The organism is Metasolibacillus sp. FSL H7-0170 (assembly GCF_038593115.1).
Classification (GTDB): domain Bacteria; phylum Bacillota; class Bacilli; order Bacillales_A; family Planococcaceae; genus Metasolibacillus; species Metasolibacillus fluoroglycofenilyticus.
Genome location: NZ_CP151964.1, coordinates 2,042,147 through 2,068,316 on the forward strand (window position 1 = coordinate 2,042,147; position 26,170 = coordinate 2,068,316).

At 38.3% G+C, this 26,170-nt stretch carries 20 protein-coding genes; 7 read left to right on the top strand and 13 right to left on the bottom strand.

Annotated features, from left to right (window positions below; translation table 11 throughout):
- Positions 1–9: 9 nt before the first annotated feature.
- The 3 genes from MHH70_RS09455 to MHH70_RS09465 are packed head-to-tail and all read right to left on the bottom strand — an operon-like array spanning position 10 to position 2,079.
- Entirely contained in the window at positions 10–840 is an 831-nt protein-coding gene (locus tag MHH70_RS09455) for a hypothetical protein (RefSeq protein WP_342471359.1), read from the bottom strand.
- Complete coding sequence (locus tag MHH70_RS09460) at positions 833–1,705, bottom strand: ABC transporter ATP-binding protein (protein WP_342471360.1); 873 nt, start codon at positions 1,703–1,705, stop codon at positions 833–835. Before MHH70_RS09460 ends, MHH70_RS09455 begins: the two co-directional genes overlap by 8 nt.
- Positions 1,702–2,079 (bottom strand): GntR family transcriptional regulator, encoded by a 378-nt coding sequence (locus MHH70_RS09465; protein ID WP_066167912.1) that lies wholly within the window; start codon positions 2,077–2,079, stop codon positions 1,702–1,704. Before MHH70_RS09465 ends, MHH70_RS09460 begins: the two co-directional genes overlap by 4 nt.
- Before the next feature lie 311 nt (positions 2,080–2,390).
- On the opposite strand from MHH70_RS09465, the gene MHH70_RS09470 reads away from it, so the two are divergent.
- Positions 2,391–3,293: an AEC family transporter gene (locus MHH70_RS09470; RefSeq protein WP_342471361.1), complete on the top strand. Its 903-nt coding sequence runs from the start codon at positions 2,391–2,393 to the stop codon at positions 3,291–3,293.
- A gap of 120 nt (positions 3,294–3,413) precedes the next feature.
- On the opposite strand, the gene MHH70_RS09475 is transcribed toward MHH70_RS09470, so the two are convergent.
- Together MHH70_RS09475 and MHH70_RS09480 are read right to left on the bottom strand one after the other, a co-directional pair.
- Positions 3,414–3,986: a nitroreductase gene (locus MHH70_RS09475; RefSeq protein WP_342473184.1), complete on the bottom strand. Its 573-nt coding sequence runs from the start codon at positions 3,984–3,986 to the stop codon at positions 3,414–3,416.
- A 50-nt stretch (positions 3,987–4,036) separates the two neighbouring features.
- Positions 4,037–4,531 carry an amidase domain-containing protein gene (locus MHH70_RS09480; protein WP_066167904.1) on the bottom strand — a complete coding sequence of 165 codons (495 nt, stop codon included), beginning with the start codon at positions 4,529–4,531 and terminating at the stop codon, positions 4,037–4,039.
- A gap of 112 nt (positions 4,532–4,643) precedes the next feature.
- Here MHH70_RS09480 and MHH70_RS09485 point away from each other — a divergent pair, with 112 nt between their 5' ends.
- Entirely contained in the window at positions 4,644–5,666 is a 1,023-nt protein-coding gene (locus MHH70_RS09485; protein WP_342471362.1) for a DUF2804 domain-containing protein, read from the top strand.
- Positions 5,667–5,718: 52 nt separating this feature from the next.
- On the opposite strand, the gene ccsB is transcribed toward MHH70_RS09485, so the two are convergent.
- Complete coding sequence (ccsB, locus tag MHH70_RS09490; protein ID WP_342471363.1) at positions 5,719–6,858, bottom strand: c-type cytochrome biogenesis protein CcsB; 1,140 nt, start codon at positions 6,856–6,858, stop codon at positions 5,719–5,721.
- A gap of 131 nt (positions 6,859–6,989) precedes the next feature.
- Between ccsB and MHH70_RS09495 the strand changes: the two genes are divergently transcribed.
- Positions 6,990–8,282, top strand: coding sequence for a GHKL domain-containing protein (locus tag MHH70_RS09495; RefSeq protein WP_342471364.1), 1,293 nt, complete (start codon positions 6,990–6,992; stop codon positions 8,280–8,282).
- The gene (locus MHH70_RS09500; RefSeq protein WP_342471365.1) at positions 8,263–9,003 is read left to right on the top strand and encodes a LytTR family DNA-binding domain-containing protein; all 741 of its coding nucleotides are present in this window, start codon (positions 8,263–8,265) and stop codon (positions 9,001–9,003) included. Before MHH70_RS09495 ends, MHH70_RS09500 begins: the two co-directional genes overlap by 20 nt.
- 236 nt (positions 9,004–9,239) lie before the next feature.
- Here MHH70_RS09500 and MHH70_RS09505 read toward each other — a convergent pair whose 3' ends face one another.
- On the bottom strand, positions 9,240–9,842 hold the full coding sequence (locus MHH70_RS09505) for a 50S ribosomal protein L25/general stress protein Ctc (RefSeq protein WP_107941953.1): 603 nt from the start codon (positions 9,840–9,842) through the stop codon (positions 9,240–9,242).
- A 137-nt stretch (positions 9,843–9,979) separates the two neighbouring features.
- Here MHH70_RS09505 and helD point away from each other — a divergent pair, with 137 nt between their 5' ends.
- Positions 9,980–12,199: an RNA polymerase recycling motor HelD gene (helD, locus tag MHH70_RS09510; protein WP_342473185.1), complete on the top strand. Its 2,220-nt coding sequence runs from the start codon at positions 9,980–9,982 to the stop codon at positions 12,197–12,199.
- 432 nt (positions 12,200–12,631) lie between these two features.
- On the opposite strand, the gene MHH70_RS09515 is transcribed toward helD, so the two are convergent.
- Genes MHH70_RS09515 through MHH70_RS09525 form a run of 3 tightly spaced genes read right to left on the bottom strand, consistent with a single transcriptional unit; the run spans position 12,632 to position 17,067 of the window.
- Entirely contained in the window at positions 12,632–13,510 is an 879-nt protein-coding gene (locus MHH70_RS09515; RefSeq protein ID WP_342471366.1) for a GNAT family N-acetyltransferase, read from the bottom strand.
- Between the two features lie 24 nt (positions 13,511–13,534).
- A complete protein-coding gene (locus tag MHH70_RS09520) occupies positions 13,535–15,346 on the bottom strand; it encodes an ABC transporter ATP-binding protein (protein WP_342471367.1) in 1,812 nt (603 codons plus the stop codon).
- Positions 15,343–17,067: an ABC transporter ATP-binding protein gene (locus MHH70_RS09525; RefSeq protein ID WP_342471368.1), complete on the bottom strand. Its 1,725-nt coding sequence runs from the start codon at positions 17,065–17,067 to the stop codon at positions 15,343–15,345. Before MHH70_RS09525 ends, MHH70_RS09520 begins: the two co-directional genes overlap by 4 nt.
- A 592-nt stretch (positions 17,068–17,659) precedes the next feature.
- On the opposite strand from MHH70_RS09525, the gene MHH70_RS09530 reads away from it, so the two are divergent.
- On the top strand, positions 17,660–19,669 hold the full coding sequence (locus tag MHH70_RS09530) for an EAL domain-containing protein (protein ID WP_342471369.1): 2,010 nt from the start codon (positions 17,660–17,662) through the stop codon (positions 19,667–19,669).
- A 506-nt stretch (positions 19,670–20,175) separates the two neighbouring features.
- Here the strand turns inward: MHH70_RS09530 and MHH70_RS09535 are convergent.
- Positions 20,176–20,649 (bottom strand): threonine/serine exporter family protein, encoded by a 474-nt coding sequence (locus tag MHH70_RS09535; protein ID WP_066167877.1) that lies wholly within the window; start codon positions 20,647–20,649, stop codon positions 20,176–20,178.
- A gap of 13 nt (positions 20,650–20,662) precedes the next feature.
- Positions 20,663–21,415 (bottom strand): threonine/serine exporter family protein, encoded by a 753-nt coding sequence (locus tag MHH70_RS09540; protein WP_107941948.1) that lies wholly within the window; start codon positions 21,413–21,415, stop codon positions 20,663–20,665.
- 494 nt (positions 21,416–21,909) lie between these two features.
- Between MHH70_RS09540 and MHH70_RS09545 the strand changes: the two genes are divergently transcribed.
- The gene (locus MHH70_RS09545) at positions 21,910–23,346 is read left to right on the top strand and encodes a polysaccharide deacetylase family protein (protein WP_342471370.1); all 1,437 of its coding nucleotides are present in this window, start codon (positions 21,910–21,912) and stop codon (positions 23,344–23,346) included.
- 230 nt (positions 23,347–23,576) lie between these two features.
- Here MHH70_RS09545 and MHH70_RS09550 read toward each other — a convergent pair whose 3' ends face one another.
- Positions 23,577–25,721, bottom strand: coding sequence for a beta-propeller domain-containing protein (locus MHH70_RS09550; protein WP_342471371.1), 2,145 nt, complete (start codon positions 25,719–25,721; stop codon positions 23,577–23,579).
- Between the last annotated feature and the right edge of the window lie 449 nt (positions 25,722–26,170).

Genomic DNA, 26,170 nt, shown 5'->3' on the forward strand with positions numbered 1-26,170 from the left:
CTAACATCTTCATAGTTTAACCGCTACTTTTTTAGTAAACAGACGAATCATTACTAACATAGCGACTACAATTGCAATAGCTAGCGCAAATGCAAGCACACTTGGAATTGTATCTATTGATGGCAGCAAGTTAGCTACAGGTAATCCCAATGCAATACTCATCAATTCGTCATATAGCAAAAATAGAACAATTACTAGTGGAATTGAAAGAAGCCCTAGTGTCGTGCCCAAACGGTAAAAGCTAACACTGATAAACCACCCTGCTACATAATAACAAAATATATTTAAAGCAAAAATAACCATCGCGCTAATGCCGCCATTCGTCATATCAATAAACGGGGAAAACAAAATATTTTGTATTACCTGACCAATGATTTCATCATCAGCCTTCATTATTTTTGTACTATCTGCAAATTGTAGTGGTAGTATTTTCGTTACAACGACTTCAATCATTAAAATTATTTTTATAATAATCGGAATTACTACAGCTACCCCAAATGAACCAATGGCTGCTCCGATAAAATAATTTTTGCGCGTTACACCATTGCTGACGAAATATTGAAGGAAGCCATATGCTGCGATAATTCCGATAACGAACATGAAAATATTAGAGGAATAAAAGATTAAGGTTGAAAAACTATCCATTCCCCCTTCATTCGCTAGCGTTTTAATCATTTTTGTAATAAAATTATTTGCCTCCATATTACCTATAAAAGATGCCACAGCTCTTACTGAAAAAATGAGCAACATAACAAATAAATAGCCCGATGCCCAAGTCATCTGTGTCAAAAACATATCTAGTGCAACCTTCACGGAGCTGGATTTTTGCATATTAATCATTTCCTTCCTCTGTCAAATAAATAAACAAGTCTTGTAAGGCAATCGGGCCGATTTCTAGCCCTCGCCTTGCCGCTTCTTTATATTGCTGCTCTGATAAATCACCATAGACCATAACAGCCTTCGTACCACCTAGCTGCTGTGTATTGAGTTGACGCATTGGTTGAACGAATACCTCTACGTCTTCCACTCGCCCTGTCACTGTTACACCTTTAGAAATAAGCTCCTCATATGCTTCATGCAAAATCATTGTACCTTTGTGTAAAATCAGTACTTCATCAAATAGATATTCCATTTCTGAAACAAGATGCGTAGACATTAGTATCATTCTTGGGAATCGCTCCTGAGATTTTAATAGCTCCTCATAAAAAATTGTTCGAGTTGGTGCATCCATCCCTGCATAAATCTCATCAAAAATCGTCACTGGTGCATTGCTTGCTAAGCCTATTACGGCATCAACTGCTGCTTGCATTCCTTTTGATAATTGTTTAATTTTTTTATCCTGTGGTATTTTAAAACGTGCTAGTAAATGCTGTGCATATTCCATATCAAAATTAGGACGATATTTTGCAATACCCGCTAGTAAATTTTTTACTTGGTCAGATTCTTCTTTGTAGTCTTTATTGTAAGCAAAAACTACTTGCTGCATTATTTCAGCGTTTTCAAATGGAGCTTGCTCTAAAACGGTTAATGTGCCGGTTGTTTGCTCCTGAAAAGATGCAATAATACTCAACAACGACGTTTTTCCAGCGCCATTCCTACCTAATAGACCATATATTTTATTGCCCTCTAGCTGAAACGAAATATTTTGTAATGCTGTATGCTGTCCGTAATCTAAGCCGATATTTTCCGCTTTCATCTTCATCATTCGCTTTCACGCTCCTTCACTTGTTTGATTAACTCAATAATTTCCTGCTCACTTATTTCAAGCTTATTTGCCTCTTGGATAAGAGCCACCACGTACTGGTCAACAAATGCTTCTTTTCTTTTTTTCATTAGCTTCTCCCTCGCTTCTGCTGCAACAAACATGCCGATTCCGCGCTTTTTATAAAGAATACCTTCCTCCACCAATTGATTAATTCCCTTTGAAACGGTCGCATGATTAATTTTGTAAAAGCTAACAAGCTGATTTGTGGAAGGTGCTTGTTCTTCTTCTAGTAGCTGACCATTGACAATTTGGTCCTCAATTTTTTCACGAATTTGTTGGTAAATCGGTTTATCTTTATCAAATAGATGATTCAAATATTTCACCACCCTCTACAGTAATATGGTTATACACTTATGTATATAACCATAAATGACAAAAAAATATTTGTCAATTTTTTATTTTTACTTCTTTTGAGAAAGTGCAATAATGAAAGCATTATTTCGTTCAAAAAGGTCTCTCTTGCGAATTAGAATAAAGTGAAACTTCAATCAGGCTTATACGGGCAGTTCATCTCACACTTACCCTTAAGCCGATTTTTACTCAAGTATCGAAGTGAGAGGCTTACTGCCCATTTATGCGAGATAAAATCTGGATGTGATTTTCAAAAATCGAAGGAGAAGGAGCAATGACTTTATTTCTTATTATTTTGCCTGCACTCGTCATTTTTTCGATTGGCTTTATCGCTCAAAAGTTTATCGGATTTGATATTAAGTCGATTTCTGCGATGTCGCTATACATACTGTCCCCCTGCCTAGCATTTAGGACATTTTTCACAAACGATATAACACTGGACTATGTGTATATGATGCTAGCTGCACTTGCATTAAGCTTTTCATTATTAGTAATTACATACATCGTTGCAAAACTATCGCGGGCGAACCAATCTGAAAGCTCCGCACTCATCTTAAGTAGCGTTTTTATGAATAGCGGAAATTACGGGGCACCTGTTGTACTATTTGCACTTGGCCCAGCAGGCTTTGATTACGCGGTTATTATTATGGTGTTGCATTCTCTGTTAATGAATACGCTTGGGATTTTCTTTGCAGCACTTGGAGGACATGGGGGTGGGGGACATAAGCAAGCATTACAGAGTGTCATTCGTATGCCTGTGTTGTATGCTGCAATACTAGGCATGCTCTGCCATTATATTGGCTTAGAGCTATCCGCTCCTTTTCAAGATGCACTTAACCTTGTAGCAGAAGCGACAATTCCTATTATTATGCTTGTACTAGGAATGCAGCTCGCAGTTATTTCACGTAAAAAGGTAACATATCGCTTCGTTGTAGAGGCAAGTATTATACGTATGATTGCCTCACCTATCATAGCCGCATTCATTTTATCATTTTTACCTTTAAATGATTTGGCAAAAACTGTATTTATTATACAAGCGGCAATGCCCTCGGCAGCTAATACAACGATGCTTGCGCTTAAATACGATACAGAACCTGACCTCGTATCGTTTACAACACTTGTGACAACAGCAATTAGTGTTATTTCCTTACCTATTGTGTTGTATTTAGTAATTTAAGGGGAATCGGAATACATTTTGTACACTTTGAAAACTTTTTAAATCGGATTGAAGTGGATAAGTAAAATTTAAAAAATAACTGCCCAGAAAATAATGCACTTTCTGGACAGTCTTTTTCTTTTATTCCCCAAAAATAGTGACAATATCAGTAGCCGGCTTACGTTCCTTCGCCTTTGGCAGCTCATCAAAATAGCCTAATTGCAGCATAGCGATAACGCGTTCACCCGCTTTTACATTTAATGCTTCGCGGAATTTAGGCATATCTAAAAAGCCTGGCGTTTTCCAGCATGAGCCGATGCCTTTATCCCATGCAAGTAGCTGCATATTTTGCAAAAAGCTTGCGGCTGCAGCATAATCCTCTAAGCGCTCTTTTTGACGCGCATCTTCAGGCACAATCATAAATGCATAGCCACCTGGTAAAGTGAATTTCTGCATTTGTGCAACTAACATTTCTTCAGACAGCTCTTGCCATTTTGGTATCGCTAAGTCACGCAAAAGCTCATGTAGTTTTGGTAATTGTTCTTCGCATGCAACTACTAAACGCCAAGGTTCCCGTGTACCATGGTTTGGCGCCCAAGCCGCATCACCAATGATGCTTAGTAAATCTTCGCGCTTCACAGGCTGCCCGTTAAATTTTTTTATTGAACGACGAGTTGTAATGGCTTCTCGTACTGTTAATGCTTTTGTCATTATGCTATCTCCCCTTCTACAATTGATGCTCCTTCTCAATTATAAAGCTTTCATCACGAAAATACATCTGCTATATGAAAGTAATAGTAACGCATATTAGGAGTAGCTGCTGTTGAATCTCGATAATGATATGGTCTATCTGCACTATTTGATGTGTGCGCGTGAACATATGGAATACCACCTTGGATGCTCGTGACAATTGTCGTATGATCAATGCGGCTATCTCCGGAAAAATCGTAGGCTATGACATCTCCAATTTCAAGCTCTGTAGGTGAATAGACACGTGTTGCAGTAAGCCCCTCTTTTGATGTTTCTAAATACCAACGCAATGAATGAGCTACAGACCAACTAAAACTCCATATTCCTTGCTCAGGTAGCATCCACCAGCCTGTTGATTGATTAGGTGCGCCTCTCATCGGTGCACCCCCAGCATATAAACATTGTGATACAAAATTTGTACAATCATCTTGAAATGAAGGAAAGGCGGGGTTACGCCCATTCCACCACATCCTTGCATAAGCGACCGCTTGCTCACGATTATAGCGCATCGTTTCTCCCCCTATTTACATATTTTTTCATTCATCGTGTCTAAAGCTCCCATATTCGCTCATGTTTTGTTACACTATTCTGTAATAGCATTATGCGAGGGGGATGATTTTTATGAGGCTAATTGCAGAGCGTGAAGTGACGGTTCCAACACCATTGTGTGATAAAAAGGGAAATTTGAATCCTGCTGCAATTGGTTTTGCAAGAAGACCATTGATTGATTGTAATGTTACAGGTCATTATTTACGGAAGAAAAAGTGGAATTACTGGTGTGTTTACGGTGAAGATATATTATTTTCAGCTACAATAAGCCATTTAGATTATGCGGCTGTTTGTTTTGTCTATTTTTTAGAATATGAAACACAGCGCTATTTTGAAAAAACAATAACAGTTCCGCTTGGTACTAGTGTAAAAATGCCAACACAAGTACTGGAATCTGTGCAATTTGTACATGACGAGCTAAATATTCGCTTTACTTATAACAATGGCACAACACAGCTCTCAGTTTCTATACCTGACTTTGATAATGAACATTTGCAGGCAGACTTAACGATTCAACATCCTCAGCATGATGAATCATTGAATGTTGTCATCCCCTGGAGCAGACAAGTTTTCCAATTTACTGCCAAACATCATACATTACCTACTTCTGGTACAGTTCAAATCGGTCAACGGAGCTATTCTTTCAATACAGAGGAATGCTTTGCAGTGCTTGATTACGGACGCGGTGTGTGGCCGCGGAAAGCAACATGGAATTGGGGAATGGCTTCACAACGCATTCGAGGAAGACGTATTGGGCTGAATTTCGGCGGTCAATGGACAGATGGAACAGGAATGACAGAAAACGCAATTTTCATTGATGGTAAAATGACAAAAATCGGTGAGGATGTAGCCTTTACATATAATCGCGCTAATTTTATGCAGCCGTGGGCAATCCATTCTAAGTCAAGCAATCAAGTAAATTTAACATTTACACCTTTTTTTGAGCGAATAGCAAAAACAGACGTAAAATTGGTTACGTCTGAGGTACATCAGCTCGTAGGCTATTATCACGGAACAATTGCATTGCCTGATGGAAAAATATTAACAATTCAACAAATGTTAGGCTGCATTGAGGAACATGTGGCGAAGTGGTAGATAAGGGCGTCCAAAAAGCCTTGCCTTGCAAGCTTTTAGGACGCCCGCTCTTTTAGGCATAAGAATGTAACCCTGCTATTACTAAATTAACGAACACCTGATTAAATACGATAAGCCCAAAGCCGATAATCGCCAGCCATGCTGTACGCTCCCCTTCCCATTCTTTTGTTAAGCGAAGATGCAGTAAGGCTGCATAAAATAACCATGTAATCAATGCCCATACCTCTTTCGGGTCCCAGCCCCAATATCTGCCCCAAGCAATTTGTGCCCAAATCATGGCGAAAAACAAACCGCCTAATGAGAATAAAGGAAAACCAATTAAAATTGAACGATGAGAAATTTCATCAAGTAATCTCAAATCAATACGTGATATAAATGGCTTCAGTATCTCACAAAGTGCTTTGCGCATCGTTAGTCGAATAATTAAATAGAGCAAACCCCCTACTAAATAAGACCATATAATTGTATTTAATTTTTGTGCATCAACACTTGCAGATAACGTAAACAAGCCTACCTCTGCTTTATTTGAGATAATTATAGGCAATGTATATGTAGCACTAATAATTTGTCCTTTTTTATTCGCAAACTCAATCACTTGAGAGCTGAAAAACAAACGGCAAAATGTGGATATTAAAATAAACCCCACTACTACAACAAGATTAAATAATACAAGCTCTAACCATTTTGCACCACGTGTTTTTGCTTCCGTATTTATTGTTTTTAACAAGTACATTACACTTGTTATAAAGGCTACAGATAAAATGGCACTTGAAGCAGCTACTGTAATAACATGTACTGCTAGCCAATGACTTTGCAAGCTAGGTATTAATGGTGCAGCTTTATTTGAAAATACACTGCCATAGCCTAAAATTATGAGCGCAATCGGGATTGCAAAGAAACCAATTGACCATTGCTTATAAAGATAGCTCATTAGCAATACGGCTCCTATTAACATAATGCCGAAAAACGTCATAAATTCATACATATTACTTACAGGAGCATATCCTATTGCCTTCCATCTACATGTGAAATATATTATTTGTAAAATAAAAGCAAGCCATGTTAATGCTAATGCACTTCTCCAGCTTATAACGTGTTTTGTTTTTGTCGCAAAGCCAAATGGAATAATGGCAATTAGCAATAAAAGAAAAGAAAACAATAATGTATTGCTGCTTAATAATAAGTAATTCATCCATTTCCCTCTTTCTGTTACGTAAATGCTATACTGTTCATTGTAGAAACTTACGCTAGAAAAAGCTGAACTTTATCTCAAGCGTTAGAAAATTCCTCTTGAACGTCTTATGATTTGGAAGGATGTATTTAATGGACTCACTTTTTTGGGTTTTTAGTATATTAAATTACTTCATTGTATTTGGCTCTTTATTTTATTTATTAGATATTCGCCCCACTGCTCAGGCTATTGCTATTACTTTATTGTTCAATGGGTGCATTGCACTACATGCCATCTATTTTGCTGACTACCCTTGGGTTGCGTTAATTTTAAGCATTTGTTTGAGTAGCACTTACTTTTTTTATATAACGAAACAAAGCATCGTCTTTTTGCATAGTGTAATTGTTTTATTGTTATCTATTCTTGTGGAATATGCTAGCCTGCTGTTAATAGAGTCGCTTCAGTTCTCGACAACCATCCATGCAGCACTGCTCATTATATTATTTATGCTAGTGCTTTATTGTTATAAATCATTTATTAATAAGACATTACGGCAAATACCACTGCCATTAAAAATAGAGTTATTCTTAATTTTCATGGCAATAACAACAATCATTATATTTTATGTAACAGTCTTTATTCCTTCGAGTGAGGGAAATATATCATTCTCATTATTTAATTTTAGTCTGCTGCTTTGTTATTTTCTCTTTCTTTTTTTAACAACCCAAGTAATGATTCAAGCTGTTAAAAAAGAAGCGATTATAAAACAAAAGGAATTAGCACAGCATTCTTTCTACGAATATATGACTCAGTTGGAGCAAATGAATCGGGAAATTCAGCAAGTACAGCATGATTATTCTAATATACTATTAGCAATACGAGGCTATATAGAAAATGAAAATATAGAGGGGCTAAAATCTTATTTTGAAAAGGTCACTTCAATTACTCAATCTCCATCTATTCGTAGTCTACAACAACTTGAAAATATCAAATTAATTGAATTAAAAGGTCTTCTTAGTTCCAAAATTGTCAAAGCTCATAGCCTCTCAATTAATATCAATGTAGAAATACCTAACAGCATTAAAAACTTATTTATCGAATCAATCGATTTAGTAAGAGCAATTGGTATTTTATTTGATAACGCTATTGAGGCATGTACACAGCATCCTATGCCACAAATACAATTCGCTATTTTACCTATTGCTTCAGACCAGCAAATAATTATTCTTCGAAACACAACGACTCAAAACTATATTGATATAAAAAAATTATTTGAAGAAAACTATTCAACTAAACGAAAAAATCGAGGCATAGGTTTATATAATATTAAGCAATTATTAAATCACTACCCGAACGTCACACTCAATACATATGTAGAGGAAGATTGGTTTGTGCAAGAAATGCTAATAGAGAGGAAGGAACTTTATGCGAGTAGCCATATGTGAAGATGATTCCTACTATCAAAAACTAATTGTAGATTCAATAAGAAATTATTCGTTATTTCAAGCGCCTAGTATTTCAATCGCATGTTGCACAAATGAGCCATCTATCTTATTGAGAGAGATGAAAGAAAAGCAAATCGATTGTTACATACTAGATATTGAGCTCAATAGTACGACAAATGGTTTAGATATTGCTCAAGCAATACGCGAGCAGGACCCACTTGCCCATATTATTTTTATTACAACTTATGCAAATTACTTAGCTTTGACTTTTAAATATAAATTAGCTGCACTTGATTTTATTGTGAAAGATACATCATCCCAAATACAGACTGATATTACCGATGCATTGCAAGCAGCATTTACTAAATACAGGCAGTTCGGTACAACAAATCAAGATAAATGGTTTCAAATTAAAATTGGAGAAAAAATAAAAAATATAGCACTAACTGATATTTATTATTTCGAAACAGCCTCACAGCCACACAAAGTCGAACTTCACGAACGCAACGGCTGTTATTCATTTTATGGCACTTTAAAGGAGCTAGATTATTTGGGAGAGGATTTTTTCCGCTGTCACAAAAGCTTTTTAGTACATCTAAAAAAGATAAAGGAAGTTAATTTTAAAGAGCGTCGTATTGTCATGGAAAATGGAAGCCATTGCCCTATAGCCTTTCGTTCAATTACAGCTCTTCAAAGGGCATTAAAAAATAGTTATTCATAATATCAATTACATCTCGGCGTAATTGTGTCTGGAATCTGTGAAATTCGCACATACCTACTGCTTCGCTTTCAGTATAGAGAGGGGCTGTCCGAAAAGTGTATATCTTTTCAGACAGCCCCCTACTTCTTTATTAAATATTCGCTAAAAATATTTACTCCTTCGGTAGTCACAATAAATTGTCACTATCCTTGTCTCAAAATAATTTTCAGACGCCCCTTCTCTTCTAAAACCCTCTATTAAGCCTCTTCCGGCTCTACTGCTTCTTCTTCTGTTTCAGTTGCTTCTTCCTCAACAGTTGGTGGTGAAACAGTAACTAATACTTCTTCATCTTGATTCAAAATATCATACTCATGCTGTGTACGAATATCGCCAACAGTCAACGAGGAACCGATAGCCAAATCCGTCACATCTACTTCAATCGTTTCAGGTATGGCATTTGGCTTAACTTTAATTGTAATATCACGAATCGGCTGTAGCAGTAGCCCGCCTTCTGAAACACCAACAGCGTTACCTGTAATAGCTACTGGTATACTTACTTCCAAATCCTCTGACATGTTGATTACTTGGAAGTCTACATGTTTAACAAAGCCTTTTAAAGCATCGCGCTGTATTTCCGATAAAACGGCATTCACTTTTTTGCTCTCTAGTTCAAGCTGAAATATGCCATTGCTTCCGTTTTCTGATAATGCTTTTGCAAATTGTTTTGCATCAATTGAAATTGGTGTAGACTCAACTTGATAGCCATACACTACTCCCGGGATTGCCCCTTGCTGGCGCAACTGTGTAAGTGTTGAATGCTGCCCCTTTGTGCGTTTATTAGTAGATAAAGCTGTACTCATTGTATCTTCCCCTTTCTATGTTTTTATGTATACCCAGTAATAATTACTTTTAAACATCTTCTACTACTTGCCTACTACTTCTACAATTTGGTAAGATGAGTTTCTGACTTACATATACGATTGGAGGAATGGACCAAATGCAACATCCTGATTACCAAGACGAGGTACAACGATTAGAACAGACAAAGGCATATATGCATGACATTTTATATGCATCTGAGCGCGACTTACAGGCGGCGCAGCAAAATATTCGTTCTGCCATGGCAAATCTTGAATACATTGATTCCAGCGATAGTTTTTTGAATATTTTAACAAATGCTCGTTTTTTTGAGATGGCTCGTACACAAAAAGAAGGACTAGAGGCTGTTATGCAAAAGCCTTATTTTGCACGTATCCATTTCCAACGTACTGGTGAGCAAGAGGAATTTTTATATATCGGGAAAACTTCGCTCTTTGATCGCGAAACGAATGAACCAATTATCGTTGATTGGCGCTCACCTGTAGCAAATGTTTATTACGATGGGCGACTCGGCGACATGACGTATCGAGTTCGCGAGGAGGAGCATACTGGTCATTTATTCGCTAAGCGACAATATAAAATTGAGCAAGGACAATTACTCGATTTTCAGGATGTGGATTTAACGACAAATGACGAATTGCTACAGGAGGCACTCGCTGGGAAAGCTGATGTCCGCCTAACGGAAATTGTTTCAACTATTCAAAAGGAGCAAAATGAAATTATTCGTGCCCATTTGCGCCAGCCCATATTAGTACAAGGCGCTGCTGGTAGTGGGAAGACAACAATTGCTCTACATCGTATCTCTTACTTCCTTTACACAATGGGCGAGCATTTTAAGCCTGAGCAGCTTATGATTTTAGCACCAAGCAAATTATTTATCGAATATATTGGCGACGTGCTACCAGAGCTAGGGGTCGATAAAATTTGTCAAACGACCTATGCAGAATATGTGCAAAATGCAATTGGTCTTAAGCTAAAGCTGCAAAATCCAAATGAACAATTAGAGGATATTATCGAAAACAGCAATGCTGTACTCCCTACATTTTCAATCCCACAAATGAAAGGCTCGCTCATCTACCGCGATATAATGGAGCGCTATGTAAAACGACATGAGGGGCAGCTCGCCTCTTTATTTGAAGATATTTTTTTAGAAAAGTATCGAATTATTCGAGGTGCTCATTTACAAAAACTTTTTTTACATGAATTTGCCTATATGCCAATCGAAAAAAGGCTGGAGCGTATTAAACTCGTTATTCAAACAGAGGTAAAACGCAAAACGACCGCTGTATTAAATACTTTAAATAGTCGTTATGAGGAGGCAATTGGACGAGCTTTAAACGGTATACGCGATGCAGAAAATCGCCGTCGCATCGTCACAAAATATATTGATGAACGAGATGCACGTATCCCCAAAATTAAAGCATTAGCCAAAACAGTTACATCCTCTTATATGAAACGCTTTACTAAACTGAAAATTAAAGTAGCTTATCGCGATATCGTGACAAATCGTTTATTATTACAAGATTTAGCACTTGAATGGACATTACAGGAACAGGAGCAATTTTTACAGGCACATATAAAAGAACGCTGGGCATTAGAGGATTTAGCAGCTCTTTACTATTTACAGGCGCGCCTCAAAGGGATTGATGAGCGTTGGAAAATGCGAGTTGTCTTTATTGACGAGGTGCAAGACTATAGCATATTTCAGCTCGCAGCTTTAAAGATGGGACTTGAAACAGATATGTTTACAATGGTAGGAGACTTAGCGCAAGGCATTCATAGCTATCGTTCTGTAACAGAATGGGCATCTGTGCTAGAGCTATTTCCAAGAGCGACATATGCCACATTACAAAAAAGCTACCGCACAACAATCGAAATTATGGAAGTAGCTAATAAAGTTTTGGCGAAAATGCAGGAAGATTTACCATTGGTTGAACCTGTTGTACGCCATGGAAAAACACCTACTTTTATTCAAGCGAAAAAATTTGATGTTGCCACAATTGCAAAAACTTACGCATCAATTCAAGCCGCTGGCTATCGCTCAGTTGCGCTTATTTGTAAAACCTCGAAGGAGGCAGGTAAGTTTGTTGCATTGCTCCAAGCTCACTCAATTCACGCAGCAGAGCTAGATGAAAACTCTAGCATTGATCAAGCAACATTGCTCGTTATACCATCCCATTTAGCAAAGGGGCTAGAGTTTGATGCGGTAATAATCGCTGCTTTCGATATTCCGTTTTACAATCATGCAATCGATCGTAAGCTACTTTACGTAGCATTAACTCGTGCAATGCATGAACTATACTTAATTGGACCAGCTAAAGAAACATTTCTATTATAACAGCTACTCACGGGGTGGCACTTTAAAAAACGGCCTTTTCACAAACCATTTTTGAAAGAGCTTTTTACGCAACCTTTGGAAAATAGTCCTCTTTTCTGCTTCATTTCGGTTTTTAGGTAGTGCAGGCATACGCATTATAAAGTGAACCTCCAATCGGTGAGGAGCTTCTTATTCCCGCTGATTGGTAGTGTCACCAATCAGTTTTTGCAGGCTGTCTGTTCTCCCACCTAAATATTTTGTTTTGCTAACTCTCGTCCAGATTTTTTAAGCTATTTGGTAGAAGTTAATCTAAAAGCGCCATATCCTGTGACATCCACCGAGGCATACAGCCTGTTAGTACAGGATAAAATCTCCTTTTCAACGATGAAGGCTGTCGGATAATTTTTTCCAACAGCCTTCTTTTACTATATTTATATGAGAGAAAAAGTGAGATTATGCTTTATTTACATAGACATAATAATCGATTTGCGTTGATTTAATGAATCCACCCTTTTCATAGATGGAGAGGGCACGTGCATTATCAATTTCAACATCTAGTAGCACATGCTGCTGTCCTTCATCAAATGCTAGCTGCTGCACCCATTTTAATAGCGTTGAACCAATGCCACGCCCCGCATACTGAGGGTGTACAGCTAATGCAGTCAACCATTGGACTGCATTTTCCTCGCGAGTTGTCACAGTTCCAACAACACTGCCCTCCATCACTGCTACCCATAAAATTAAATTTTCGGCTGCTGTATTGTATGCAATTAAATCTTGTGCCTCTTCTACCGTATCTCCAAATGCCGCCATAAATGTTTCGATTAATATTTGCTGGTCCGCTTGCTCATAGCGACGGATAACAATATTTTCTTGCTGCTCGCTAGCCTTTGCCTCTCCTTGCATCGTCACCTCAGAAAAGCTATATTGATAGCCATTGTTCGCTAAAAACCTTGCGCCGAATGGGGCCTGCTCTAATGTTAAAGCAAGCTCACCTTCAGCCTCGCGCATAGACAGCCCTTTATATACTTCCTGCAATAACGACTGTCCAATACCAAGTTGACGATATGTTGGCGCCACAACAATGGACCATTCATATGTTTTTAACCCCATCATATCAACCGCACTTGCCAAGCCGACAAGCTTATTATACTCATCATCATAGACGAGCACGCAAAAGCCTGACATTTCATAATTTTTGGCTGCTTGTATGTTCATAATAAGCTCATATCGTACAGCGTCAGCCAGTGCAGCTTCCTCACATAGCTTAAGTATTTCTTCAAATGTTTCCATATCGATAGGAAACGACACCGTTACTGCTGAAAAATTCATAATACCCATATTCCTCTCTTTCGTTTAACCTACCATCGAAGCGTAAATACCATTTTTCGCAATTAACTCCTCCTGTGTGCCAGCCTCTACAAGCTCACCTTGTTGCATCACAAAAACAATATCCGCGTTTCGAATCGTATTTAAACGATGCGCAATAACAAAGCTTGTTCGCCCCTCCATTAATACTTCAAGCGCCTCTTGAATTTTCATTTCAGTTACTGTATCGATACTGCTTGTTGCTTCATCTAATAGTAAAATAACAGGATCAGCTACAAAGGCACGTGCAATAGATAGCAATTGCTTTTGCCCTTGTGATATTTCGCTTCCATCGGCTGTTAATAATGTATTATAGCCTTCTGGCAATTGCATAATAAAATCATGCGCATTGGCTTTTTTAGCTGCTTCTTCTATTTCTTCATTTGTTGCATTTAAGCGACCGTAGCGAATATTTTCATAAACTGTTGCCTCAAATAGAAAAGGCTCTTGCAATACGAATGCCATTTGACTACGTAAAGCCTCACGTGTAAAATCACGCACATTCATACCATCAAACAGTACCGCACCTTCATTTGTATCATAAAAGCGAGAAATTAGCTGCATAATTGTCGTCTTTCCAGCACCTGTTGCCCCTACTAAAGCGGCTGTCTGTCCTCGCTCTACAGCAAAGCTTACATTTTTTAATGTATGCCCTTCCTCTGTTTGCTCATATTTAAAGGAAACATTTTGGAAAGCAACTGCCCCCTTTAGCTGATGCCCCTTTTCGATATATCCTGTTTCTATCTCGTCCTGCTCATCCATTATAGAAAACACGCGCTCTGCTCCTGCGATTGCGGACAGCACCGTATTGAATTGGTTAGCCAAATCATTCAATGGACGCGTAAATTGGCGAGCGTATTCAGTAAAAATAACAATCATCCCAATTGAAGCATGACCATTTAAAGCGAGTAAGCCCCCAACGCCTGCTACAATTGCAAAACTTGCGTTATTCAGTCCATTCATTACCTTCGGAATATAGCCCGAGTAAGCTAATGCCCAAAAGCCTACTAGTCTTAGACGACCATTCCTCTCTTGAAACTCCTCTTTCACGCGTTCTTCCTGCGAAAATGCTTTGACAATGCGCTGTCCTGATATCGTTTCCTCAATCATTCCATTAAGTGCACCTACGGCTGCCTGTTGTTCCTTAAATAGCTTCCCTGTTCTACGTGTAATCCAACGCATTGCTACAAACATTGCAGGAATAATAATCATTGTCAACAATGTTAAAAGCGGGCTTAAATAAAGCATAACAACTACTGTCCCCGTCAATGTTAAAACACTGGAGAACACTTGAATAAACGCACTATTTAGTGTTGCACTTACCGTCTCAATATCATTTGTTGCACGGCTCATTAATTCTCCATGCTGCCTTTTATCAAAAAAGCTAATTGGCAGGCGTAATAATTTATTAAACACACCGACTCTCATGCGATAAATTGTCTGCTGTGCAACACCAATCATCCAATAGTTTTGCAAATAGAGTGATAATGCAAGTACAACATAAATCGCTATAAGCAAGCCAATCATAAAGAGCATACCGTCAAAATCACCTGGCACAATATAATTGTCAATTATTTTTCCAATTAAAAACGGACCAATTAATGCTAAAGCTGAGCTCACAACAACCATTACAAGCACCATTACTAATAGAAAACGCTGCTCATCAACAATTTTCCAAATGCGGGCTAGCGTTGACTTCCAATCATTCGCACGAGGTCCTTTTTTCTTCTCTGTTGTTTGCCGCAAATCTGCCTTCGTCAATACACGCTCGTAGCCAAAAGGTTTGTCTAGGAATTTCATAGCTCCTCCCCCTGTTCCTGCTGTGATTGTGCAATTTTTTTATATAAATCGCTTGTTTGTAACAGTTCATCATGACTGCCAAAGCCTACAACGCGTCCTGCATCTAATAGCAATATGCGGTCTGCCCCGCGCGCTGTACGAATCTTTTGGGTTACGACAAGCATTGTTGCTCGTTCCTTCTCTAAAGCAGCCCATAAAGCGGCCTCGGTTTTAACGTCTAATGCAGAGGTGCTATCATCCAATAATAATATTTGTGATTTTCGAATAAGCGCACGCGCAATCGACAAGCGTTGCTTTTGTCCACCAGATAAGTTAACACCTTTTTGCCCAACACGTGTCTCATAAGCATTCGGGAAGCTTTCTACAGATTCATGTATTTGCGCCTGTCTCGTTGCTGCCTCTACCTCTGCTAAGCTAGCATCGACCTTGCCCCAACTGACATTTTCCAAAATAGAGCCTGTAAAAAGAAGCGATTGCTGTGGCACAAATCCTATCATGGCACGCAAATCATCCAAATCCCATGCCTTAACATCACGTCCATTGACAAATACTTGCCCACCTGTTGCTTCATAAAAGCGTGGAATTAAATTTAGCAGTGTCGACTTACCTGCTCCTGTCGCCCCCATAATCGCTAGCTTTTCACCTTGTTTTACATCAAAGGAAACATTATGTAATACATTTAGCTCACCATTATATGAAAATGATACATTATCAAAACGCACCGTTCCTAATTGCGCTTCATTAAGTTCCTCTTCTTGACCGGCACGAATTTCAAGCCCGTCCTCGATAATTAAAATTTCCTCCATACGTTCTGCCGAAGCCTTCGCACGAGCAAAAGCGATAATAATAAAGGCAAACATAGAAAATGCACCTGTCATACGCATCGCATAGTTGACGATGGCTATTAAATCCCCTACTTGTGCATTGTTACTATTCACTTCTGCTGCACCGAACCATAGAACTGCAAGCAAGCTTAAATTCATGACAAGCAGTAAAACGGGCATAATTAACTCCATCGTACGCAAAGCTTTCACCGTATCAATCTTTAAGCCTTCTGCCACTTTATTAAAGCGGCTTGCCTCATAATGCCCGCGCATATAAGCCTTTACTAAACGCATCGCCTGTAAGCTCTCCTGCAGCACGCGGTTTACTCGGTCAAGACGTCCTTGTACCTCACTAAAATAAGCCACTCCACGCTTTACCATAATCGCTAAAAAAATAACTAAAATCGGTGCACCAATCATTAAAAATAAGGCAATTTTAGCATTTACGATAAAAGCCATCACCATGCTGCCAATAACCGAAAGCGGCGCACGTAGCATAATACGCAAGCTCATGAAAAAGACGTTTTGTACTTGCGTAATATCACTTGTTAAACGTGTAATTAAACTAGAAGTGGGAAACTTTAAATAGGTAGCCATTGTAAATGACTGAATTTTACTAAATAAAGCATTGCGCAAATCATAGCCAAAGCTTAGAGCAGCATGTGAGGCAAAATATGAATTAATAATCCCTACCACTAAGGCTAATAGTGATAGAGCAAGCATGACTAGCCCCCAATACCATATCGCTTGTCCATCCTGCGCCAAAATCCCATCATCAACTATTCTCGCCATAATTAACGGCTGCGCAAGCTCAACAATTAACTCAATCAACATGAGAGCGAGAGCTATGAGCGCAGGCCATTTATACGGCTTTACATAAGAAAATACCGTTTTCATCTTAACACCCCTTACCACTTTTGCACTGAGATAGAAAGAACCGCTACCTCTGTGAAAGCAAACAACTAGCTGGAATAAAGTAACCCCTCAATCAGTGAAGGTTTATTTCGTCTTCCACTGAATTAGTAGTTCCACCATTCGGGTTTTAACAGACTACTTATCCCCCAATTGAATATTTCATTTTACAGCCTGTTAATACGGGATGATCGTATTCCCTCAAGTTGTCACACTATTTTATTTTGTAACTCGAAATATAATTATGCCACAATATTCTTAAAAATTAAACTTTGCTTTGTTTTGAATTAGTATCCTCTAAAATTAGAGGTAAATCAGTGAAGATATGATTGATTGAATCGACATATAGTAAATATGAAATAAATAGCTTTCTATTTTTAATGAGAAATTATTCTCTCTTTTCTTTTACAAAATAAACAATTGTAACGTCCTTTAGAAAATTTTTTCAAAATACACCCACATACCGTTTCAAAAGATATATAATATACTCAATTGGAAAAATTATATTCATACTTTATACCTAAAACACTTTATGCACATCCCTTTTTAATCTAAAAATAGAGGAGGACCATTCGGTATGAAAGGATTACAACTATCTAACATTAATAAAGAACTATTGGACCAAACGCAGTTCCCTTCCTTTATTATTGATAAGCGCGGGTACTTATTACAATGGACAGCAGCCTGTGAAAACTTATTAGGATATGCGACACAAGACTTTTCTTCTGGGTCAGCTATATTTACTGAACAATTATTTTCCATGGCCCCCCCGCATATTTATGAAACAATTTTAAAGAGTAAGGAAGCGATAAAGCTTGAACCTTTACAGCTATTAACGAAAACGGAGCAATTAATTGAAGCTGCACTTATGGCATCACCTTGCCAATTTGAAGAGCAACAAGGAATATTGATTACCTGCATTCCAATGAAAAATATCCGCACATTCCACCATGATGGTGATATGCTTGTTCATTTGAAAAACAGCATTATGTCTTATTTCATGGTTGTGACAGTTGATTATGAAGGTCTTATTACACAATGCAATGATTTATTTTTAAAAACAAGTCACTGGACACCGAAGCGCGTTATCGGAAAGTCCTTTTGGCAGCTATTCCCAAAATCCTCTACAGGCATGCAAGCTGCTGAGGAAATTTGGGAAACACTGCAGAAGGGCAATATGTGGAAGGGCGAGGTAGAAAAAATCACAAAGGATGGTATGCTCTATTGGACTGATTTATTAGCCATCCCGATAGCAGGCAATCGCTCATTTTTATTGATTGAAAAAGATATTACACGCGATAAAACGATACAGCTACAGCTTGAAAAAATCGCTTATATTGACACAGAAACAGGCTTTATGAATGTACATCGTCTGGAGCAATTAATAGATGAAATGATACAGGAAGATCGCCGATTCTCTTTTGTTTATATTAGCATCGATAAGTTTTACACGCTGAAGGGCTTGTCAGAGTTTAATGCTACGCAAACGCTAGCCGCAGATTTTGCAAAGCGCATTAAAATGTATTTTCAGGACAGTACAGCGGCGCGCATTAATGCAAGTGATTTTGTTGTTATCACACCTTTACCAGAATGGTTTATTCAAGGGTTTTTAGCATATTTACAACAAAATCCTATTTACAACGATAATATCGCCGTTCCACTTTCAATTAGTGGTAGTATCACACGTTTTCCAGAGGACCAATTATCTTTCGCTCAGATGATGAAGGCCTCTACTAGAACAATAACAAATGTACGCAAAGCAGGAGGTAATAGCATTATGTCGCTTTCTAAAGAAGCGCATAAAGCTTTAAGTCGACAAGCAATTATTGAAAAGCGCCTTCTACTGGCTCTTGACCAAAAAAACTTAAATGTGCTATATCAGCCACAGCTAGATATGCAAACAGGAGCAATTGTTGCGGCTGAGGCACTTGTCCGCTGGATGGATGAGGAAATTGGGGTTGTCACACCAGATGAATTAATACCAATAGCTGAAGAAACAGGGCTTATCCACTCCATTGGTTCTTTTGTTTTAGAGCAAGCATGTGAGCAAGCTTTAGCATGGCAAAAGCAGGGGATTCCATTAAAAGTAAGTATCAATGTTTCGATTCGTGAATTCCGAGACAAAAATATGGCTCGCTCCATTTTAGAAACATTGGAACGTACAAAATGCCCTGCCCACTTAATTCAAATCGAAATTACTGAGAAATTTGCATTAGAGGCAGAAAGCGAAACAGCAATCATGAAGCAAATGCGTAAACTAGAGCAGGAGGGTATCGCTTTTGTGCTCGATGATTTCGGCACAGGCTATGCTTCTTTCCGCTACATGCAATTATTGCCTCTTAAAACAATAAAGATTGATGCAACATTTATTCGAGCAATGACACAATCTGAAAAAACAGAGCATCTTGTACGCGGTATTATACAGCTAGCTAAATCGATGCAACTTACGATTTTAGCAGAGGGTGTTGAAACCGCAGAACAATTTAAAATATTAAAAAGCTCGGGCTGTGATTTAGTACAAGGCTTCTATGTATGTAAGCCAACAACTGCTGATGATGTGAGGGCACTGTATTACAATAAAATATAGAAGGAAAACATTAAGACGAGTGGGGGGCTGTCCAAAAAGCCGAGCATAGCCGGCATTTTGGACAGTAGCGATGATGTTTCACAAAATGTTGATTCGCATAAAGTGAACCTTCAATCAGTGGGGCTTCGCACACCCCCACTGATTGGTGATAGAGGAACACAAGCTAGAATCTTCGCATCCTGCGAAAACGCTTGTGTGACCAACATCGTGTTGGCCTCATTCTTAGTTTTTACAGGCTGTTTGATCCCCCACTTAAACATCTTGTTTTTATCTGCTGTTTTGAAGTGGGGGTATTACAGCCTGCTCCTGCGGTTACTCGTCGCAAACAAATTTGTTAATACGGGATAAACAGAAAACGCCTCTTTTAACAATGGGATGAACATTGGCTTTAGCAGTGTTATCCTTCAGTAAAAGGGAACATTGATTTCAATGCAGTGTCAAAACAAAATAGACTTTTCGGACAACTCCCCGCTACAAAGTTTATTCTACGTTTTTACATTCGAAGCCTATCTTTTCACTTTCACAAATGATTGGATAGAGGTTTTTCCTTTTCGTAGCATGCTAAACAAAATTTGCATTATAACTTCAGCAAATACGAGCCCCATCGCGATGGCCCCTGAAATCATAAAGACGCGCATTCCATTTTGCATTCCTAATGCATAATCTAGCTCTACAATGCTGCGCATCGTATTGTAGGCAACCCCTCCTGGAACGAGCGGGATAATGCCTGATACACTATAAATAATCATTGGCATGCGGAATCTTCTTGCTAATGCTTGAGCTAAAATAGCTACAACAAATGCGCCAGCAAAGGAGGCTTTCACCTCGTCCACCCCATGCGACCCAAGCTCATAGTAAATGAGCCAGCCGATTGCTCCAACGGCCCCACAATATGGAATAGCTTTAATTGGTGCATTAAATATTACACCAAAACAGGCTGTTGCTATAAAGCTAAAAATTATTTGAATGATATACTCCATCTATTCCCCTCCGTTACCATGCCATCACAAGTGCAATGCCTGCACCGATTGCAAATGCTGTTAAAAAGGCTTCGGCGCCCTTTGCCATCCCAGCGGTAAAATGCCCTGCCATTAAATCACGTACCGCATTTGTAATAAGAAGACCGGGTACAAGTGGCATAACAGAACCAATTATAATTTTATCTATTTGTGTACCATAACCGAAATAAAGCGCTAGTGAGGCAATCATTCCAACTACAAGTGTAGCAACAAACTCAGAGAAAAATTTTACCCGAGTTAGCTTCTGCATCATTGTTGCAACATATAGCCCCGCGCCGCCTGCTATGAAGGCTGCCGGCATATCTCCCCATATTCCACCAAATAATATTAAAAAGCTAATACTAGCAAAGGAGGCTGCTAAAACTTGTATAATAATTGGTAGAAAATAATTTGTTTTTTGTATCTTATTTAACTCGTCATATGCTTGTTCTAATGTTATGATGTGAGATGTAAGCTTTCGCGACACATTATTAACAAGTGCAATACGGTGTAAATCTGTCACTCTTGTTGAAATGGCTGAAATACGTGTCGGCTGTGTTTTACCAAGAGAAAATATAATACCAGTTGGAGTTACATAGCTTTGGGCATCATTCATATTTTGTGAACGCGCCATTCGAAGCATCGTATCCTCCACTCGATATGTTTCTGCTCCACTTTCCATCATAATGCGACCAGCCAATAAGAAGCAATCAATGGCTAGTTCGTTTTGTTGGGGCTTCTCTATCATCTTTCAAACCTCCCTTGGTATTTTAACTGAACTAAAAGCAAACTTTATCTATTTCTCTTAATAGTAGTGACTACTATCTTTATATTCAAGTCGTAATAGATTAAATCAGGCGTATTGATTAGCCTTTATTTTATAAACAACGCCTAACAATTCGTTGATTTCCATTACCGGGGACACTTTTCTCGGAGTGCGGCTTCAACTAGGTTTTTTCGAGCATGCTTGAAAACCCCTCTTCAAAAACTAAAGTCATTAAGTTGATTATATACATATTAGCGTGTATTTGATTATCCGCCTAAATAAAGTGAAACTTCAATCAGTAGGGGTTCCCCTCATCTCTCACTTATCCTTTAGCGTATTTTCACTTAAATCTTGAAGTGGGCATCTTACTGCCCGTTAATGCGGGATAAAATAATCAACATTTTTTCAAAATCTGTCGTCTTTTTTCAGCGCTTATTCGTCTATATTTTATAACAGAAAGGAGCCCTTAACGCAACATGAAAACTGAACGTAGAAAAAGACGTGGACCATGGATTGACCTAATTCTTATTGGGGCAATCGTCGTTTTAGCAGCAGCCATTGTATTCTTTACAATTATTAACCCAGAGTCAAAGTTCCAACAAGTGAACGAGCCCGAACAAACTGAAACAGATGCTTTACAAGGAGAAGTATCAGAAAGCCAATCTAGCTTCCCCGGTATTCGCATTGTGACAGATATTTCAAACGATAAAATAATGCCATATGCTATTCAATATCCTCAATCAAATTCTGATTCCTTTAACGAGGCGGTAACTGAATTTATTGCAGCCTCGAAAAAAAATTACATAGCGGAAATGCGTTTAGAAAAAAATGTTGATAATAATGAAATCGAGCCTGGCGAATTAAATATTATCTTCGAAACATACCCATATAAAGAGCATTACTATTCGTTTGTGCTAAAGAAAAAATTACGAACAAATAACAGTGACGAAATGACGGTTACAACTTATTTTTATAATAATGAAACTGGTGAACTCCTAGATATTCGTGCTATTTTAGGAGAGGACTTGAAAAACCTAGAAGTGTTTTCAACACATATACGCTCACAAATTACAGATAGTATAGAATTTGAAGGTCATTTATTAGAAGAAGAAATGCTGGCGAAAACTGAACCAAAATGGAGATTATTCGAGCGCTTCTCCATTCAAAATGAAGCATTAGTTTTATATTTTGATTCAGGTGAAATTGCTAGCCCTGAAATGGGTATCTCTACTGTAACTACCTCTCTTTCATATATTAATCCTATTCTTGCTGAGCAATTCCAAGAACAAATGGTAAGCACTGATACGATTATCTCAAACCCAGATACGTCTACAGATTCAGTTGAGCAGGATCATATTAAGCGCGTTGCCCTAACGTTCGATGATGGACCAGACCCTAAAGTAACAAGACAGGTTTTACAGCTTTTAGAGCAATATAATGCTAAGGCTACGTTCTTTATGCTTGGTAGCCGCGTACAATATTATCCAGAAATTGCACAAGAAGTATATAATGCAGGGCATGAAGTAGGAAACCATTCTTGGAGCCACCCCGTTTTAACAAAGCTTACTTCTAAGCAAGTTTTAGCAGAGTATAACTCGACGGAACAAGCCATTAAGCAAGCAATCGGACAATCGGCCACTGTATTTCGTCCCCCATATGGTGCTACAAACCAGCGGGTTAATGGACTTATCCCAATTCCTTCTGTCAATTGGACGATTGATACATTAGATTGGAAGCATCGCGATGCCAAACAACTGTTGCCGATTATAAAAAATCATATGCACAATAATGCGATTATTTTAATGCATGATATCCATGCTTCAACTGCGGATGGTCTTGAGGCCGTGCTTCAATATTTAATTGAGGAAGGCTATACATTCGTAACAGTAAGCGAAGTTTTAAAATACCATTAATGGGGGAGCGTCTAACATGCCGTGCGGCGGCTGGTATGTTGGACGCTTTCGTTTGTGCTTTGATGCGGGATAAAATGCTTGCTCGTTAAAAGAGCAAGAGGAGGATTCTTTGAAAACGACAAGAACACTGGGTTTAGCGGATTTCCTACCGAAGGAAAGAGATAAAGTGCAAATTGGATTTTCTTAATTGTCCAAAAAAAGAAGCTGCCTATTCGGACAGCTTCCCTTTTTTATTTTGCGAAATTCACTTTGCTTAATTTCTCAAAAGTATTTAAGTCATAGCTAACAATACCGCTTTGTGAAATTGTATATAGTGAATTATCAATATAAATCATACGGCGAACCGTCTTATCCCATTCCTCGTACATTTGGGTCGCTTGTGCTGGCTCGATTAAGTCAGCTTTCAACTTAATTCCTTTCGTTGTCACTTCATATACTTGTGAGCCTGTGCCTTTGTAAATCATTTCATTGGCATTTTTCTCTTCGTATAAAGTTACAGGGAAGCCATAATAGCCTTTCTCAACATGACGAAGCAATGCTTTATGGTCGTACTGCACATCAGAATATGTGCCACGCCCTCCAATGATAACTGCCGACTTTTCTTTCGGATTCGCTAAATCACTTACATCAAATAGCGCTAGCTTCATGCCTTTTGTTATGACAAATGGCTCTTTAGAATATTCATTCATACGAATTTCTGTGTCATAGCCAATACCGATTAAATGTTTATCATCAAGCGGGTGTAAATAGTTACTAAAGCCAGGAATTTTTAGCTCACCTAACAATTTCGGCTTTGCTGGATTTGCCACATCTATTACAAATAGCGGGTCCACTTCTTTAAATGTTACGATATACGCTTTATCACCCATAAAGCGCGCTGAGAAGATACGCTCACCTCTTGCTAAATCTGTTAATGCCCCAACTTGCTTTAAGTTACTATCTAAAATAAATAGATGGTTTTTGGAATCGGCATTACGCCCCCATGCAAAGCCCTCTGTTGTAGCAATGCGGAAGTACCCTTCGTATTCATCCATTGAGAATTGATTTAATGTCGTTCCTTTTACTTCTGCTTGCCCTACTAATTTGATTGCCGTTTGGTCAATAGCAAATTTATAAATTTGCGTATTTGAAGCCGCTGGCATAATCATCATATCTGTCATAGCACGATTGGATGCTGCTGGAGCCGCATAATCATATTTAGGTGCTGTCACATAAATTGCCTTCTGTGACATGTATAATTGAGAGCCACTACCTAAATAACTTTCTGTTTTCACTTCATTTTTTGCCAAGTCCTTTAAATCAATTGCTGATAATGTTGTATAATTTGGCTCTGTATTACCAGGGAAAATTGAAATTTTTTCGATTGGCATTGGCTCCGATGTATTTTGGCTATTGCTGTCATATGTGTATGGACGTAATTCTACGTCAACTCCCTCACGCAGTAACCAATAATTAGGTGATGAATTCGTTACCATATATAACACATCACCTTGTTTACGAATGCCTGCAATATGACCTTCTTGCCCAATTTCACGCAGCAATTTTGGGCTATCAGCATTTTCCACATCAAAGAAGGCAAACTTGGATAACGATATCGACTGCATATAATCTTTTCCTTCTAGAGGACGTTCCTCATAGCTATCATACGCAACAATTAATAATGAATTGTGTAAAATGAGCTTTGTTAAATATTGATTATCCTTAAATGCCTTTTTGGCAACAACCTTTATATTTTTAGGGTTTTTCGCATCTGTAATGACTAGCTCATTTTCAACAATTGCATAAATATAGCGCCCATCTGTAACAACAATATCCCCTTCTTCAATGCCCTCTACTTGATTATTCGTTGTCGAATGGTCTGAAGATTTGCCACTTGCCGCGCTATCAGCGACAGATTCGGATGTTTCCATCATTTCATTTTGAACACGACCATAACCAAAATTTTGATTGTTTAATACCGTTTCAAAATAAGTTACTAAATCCTTTGTCGACTTTATTTGCTCGACCGCTTTCACAACATTAAACTTAACAGACTTTTTCTTGTTGTTAAATGTCAATTTTTTAGACGCCCCTTTTTCAACATATAGCGTATATTGCCCAGGGCTTAAATCCCAAACAATAATAGCATCAGACGTTTCGTTTAATGTCAAACGCGCATCTACCTTTTTTCCTGCAGCATCTGTAACATATACCTTGCCATTGGTTAAGCTTGCAGCTTCGATGATTTCTGAAAATTCAGCATAAAATGGCTTCCCTTCTAACACCGCTGTAGCTGTACTCGCAGCTGCCGTTTTTTCATTTCCGAACAAAGCAATCGCAGTTATTAGTAAAATAGCTACAGCAAATAAAGTGCCTATTGCTCGTATTTTTTTCATGCTTTTCTCCACTCCTTTTTATGGTTTTATTTCCATGTCATTAAATAAGACGGTACATCACCAATTTCGTTACAGTTTTTTTAGATAAAGTGAAACTTCTTTCAGTGGACGCCCTTCCCCACTGAATGTTAGTTGAACCATTCGGGCTTTTACGGGCAGTTAATCTACCACTTATCCTTAATCCGACTTCACTTTAGATTTGAAGTGGGAGTTTTACTGCCCGTTAGCGGGATAAATCTGAAAATCAATTACACCTCGACTAATGCTAGTCCATGTTTTTCTCGAAACAACTAAATAGGGGAATGCATAATCGATATTTTGGATGCTGTAGGTAGTGCTTTCTTCAAAGAATTCACTCGTTAAAATAAGCATAGAGCTAATTTCCAACTGCACTTAGGGAAAATTGAAATCTTGAGAAAGGCGCTTCCCTCAAAATAAATATGGCTGCA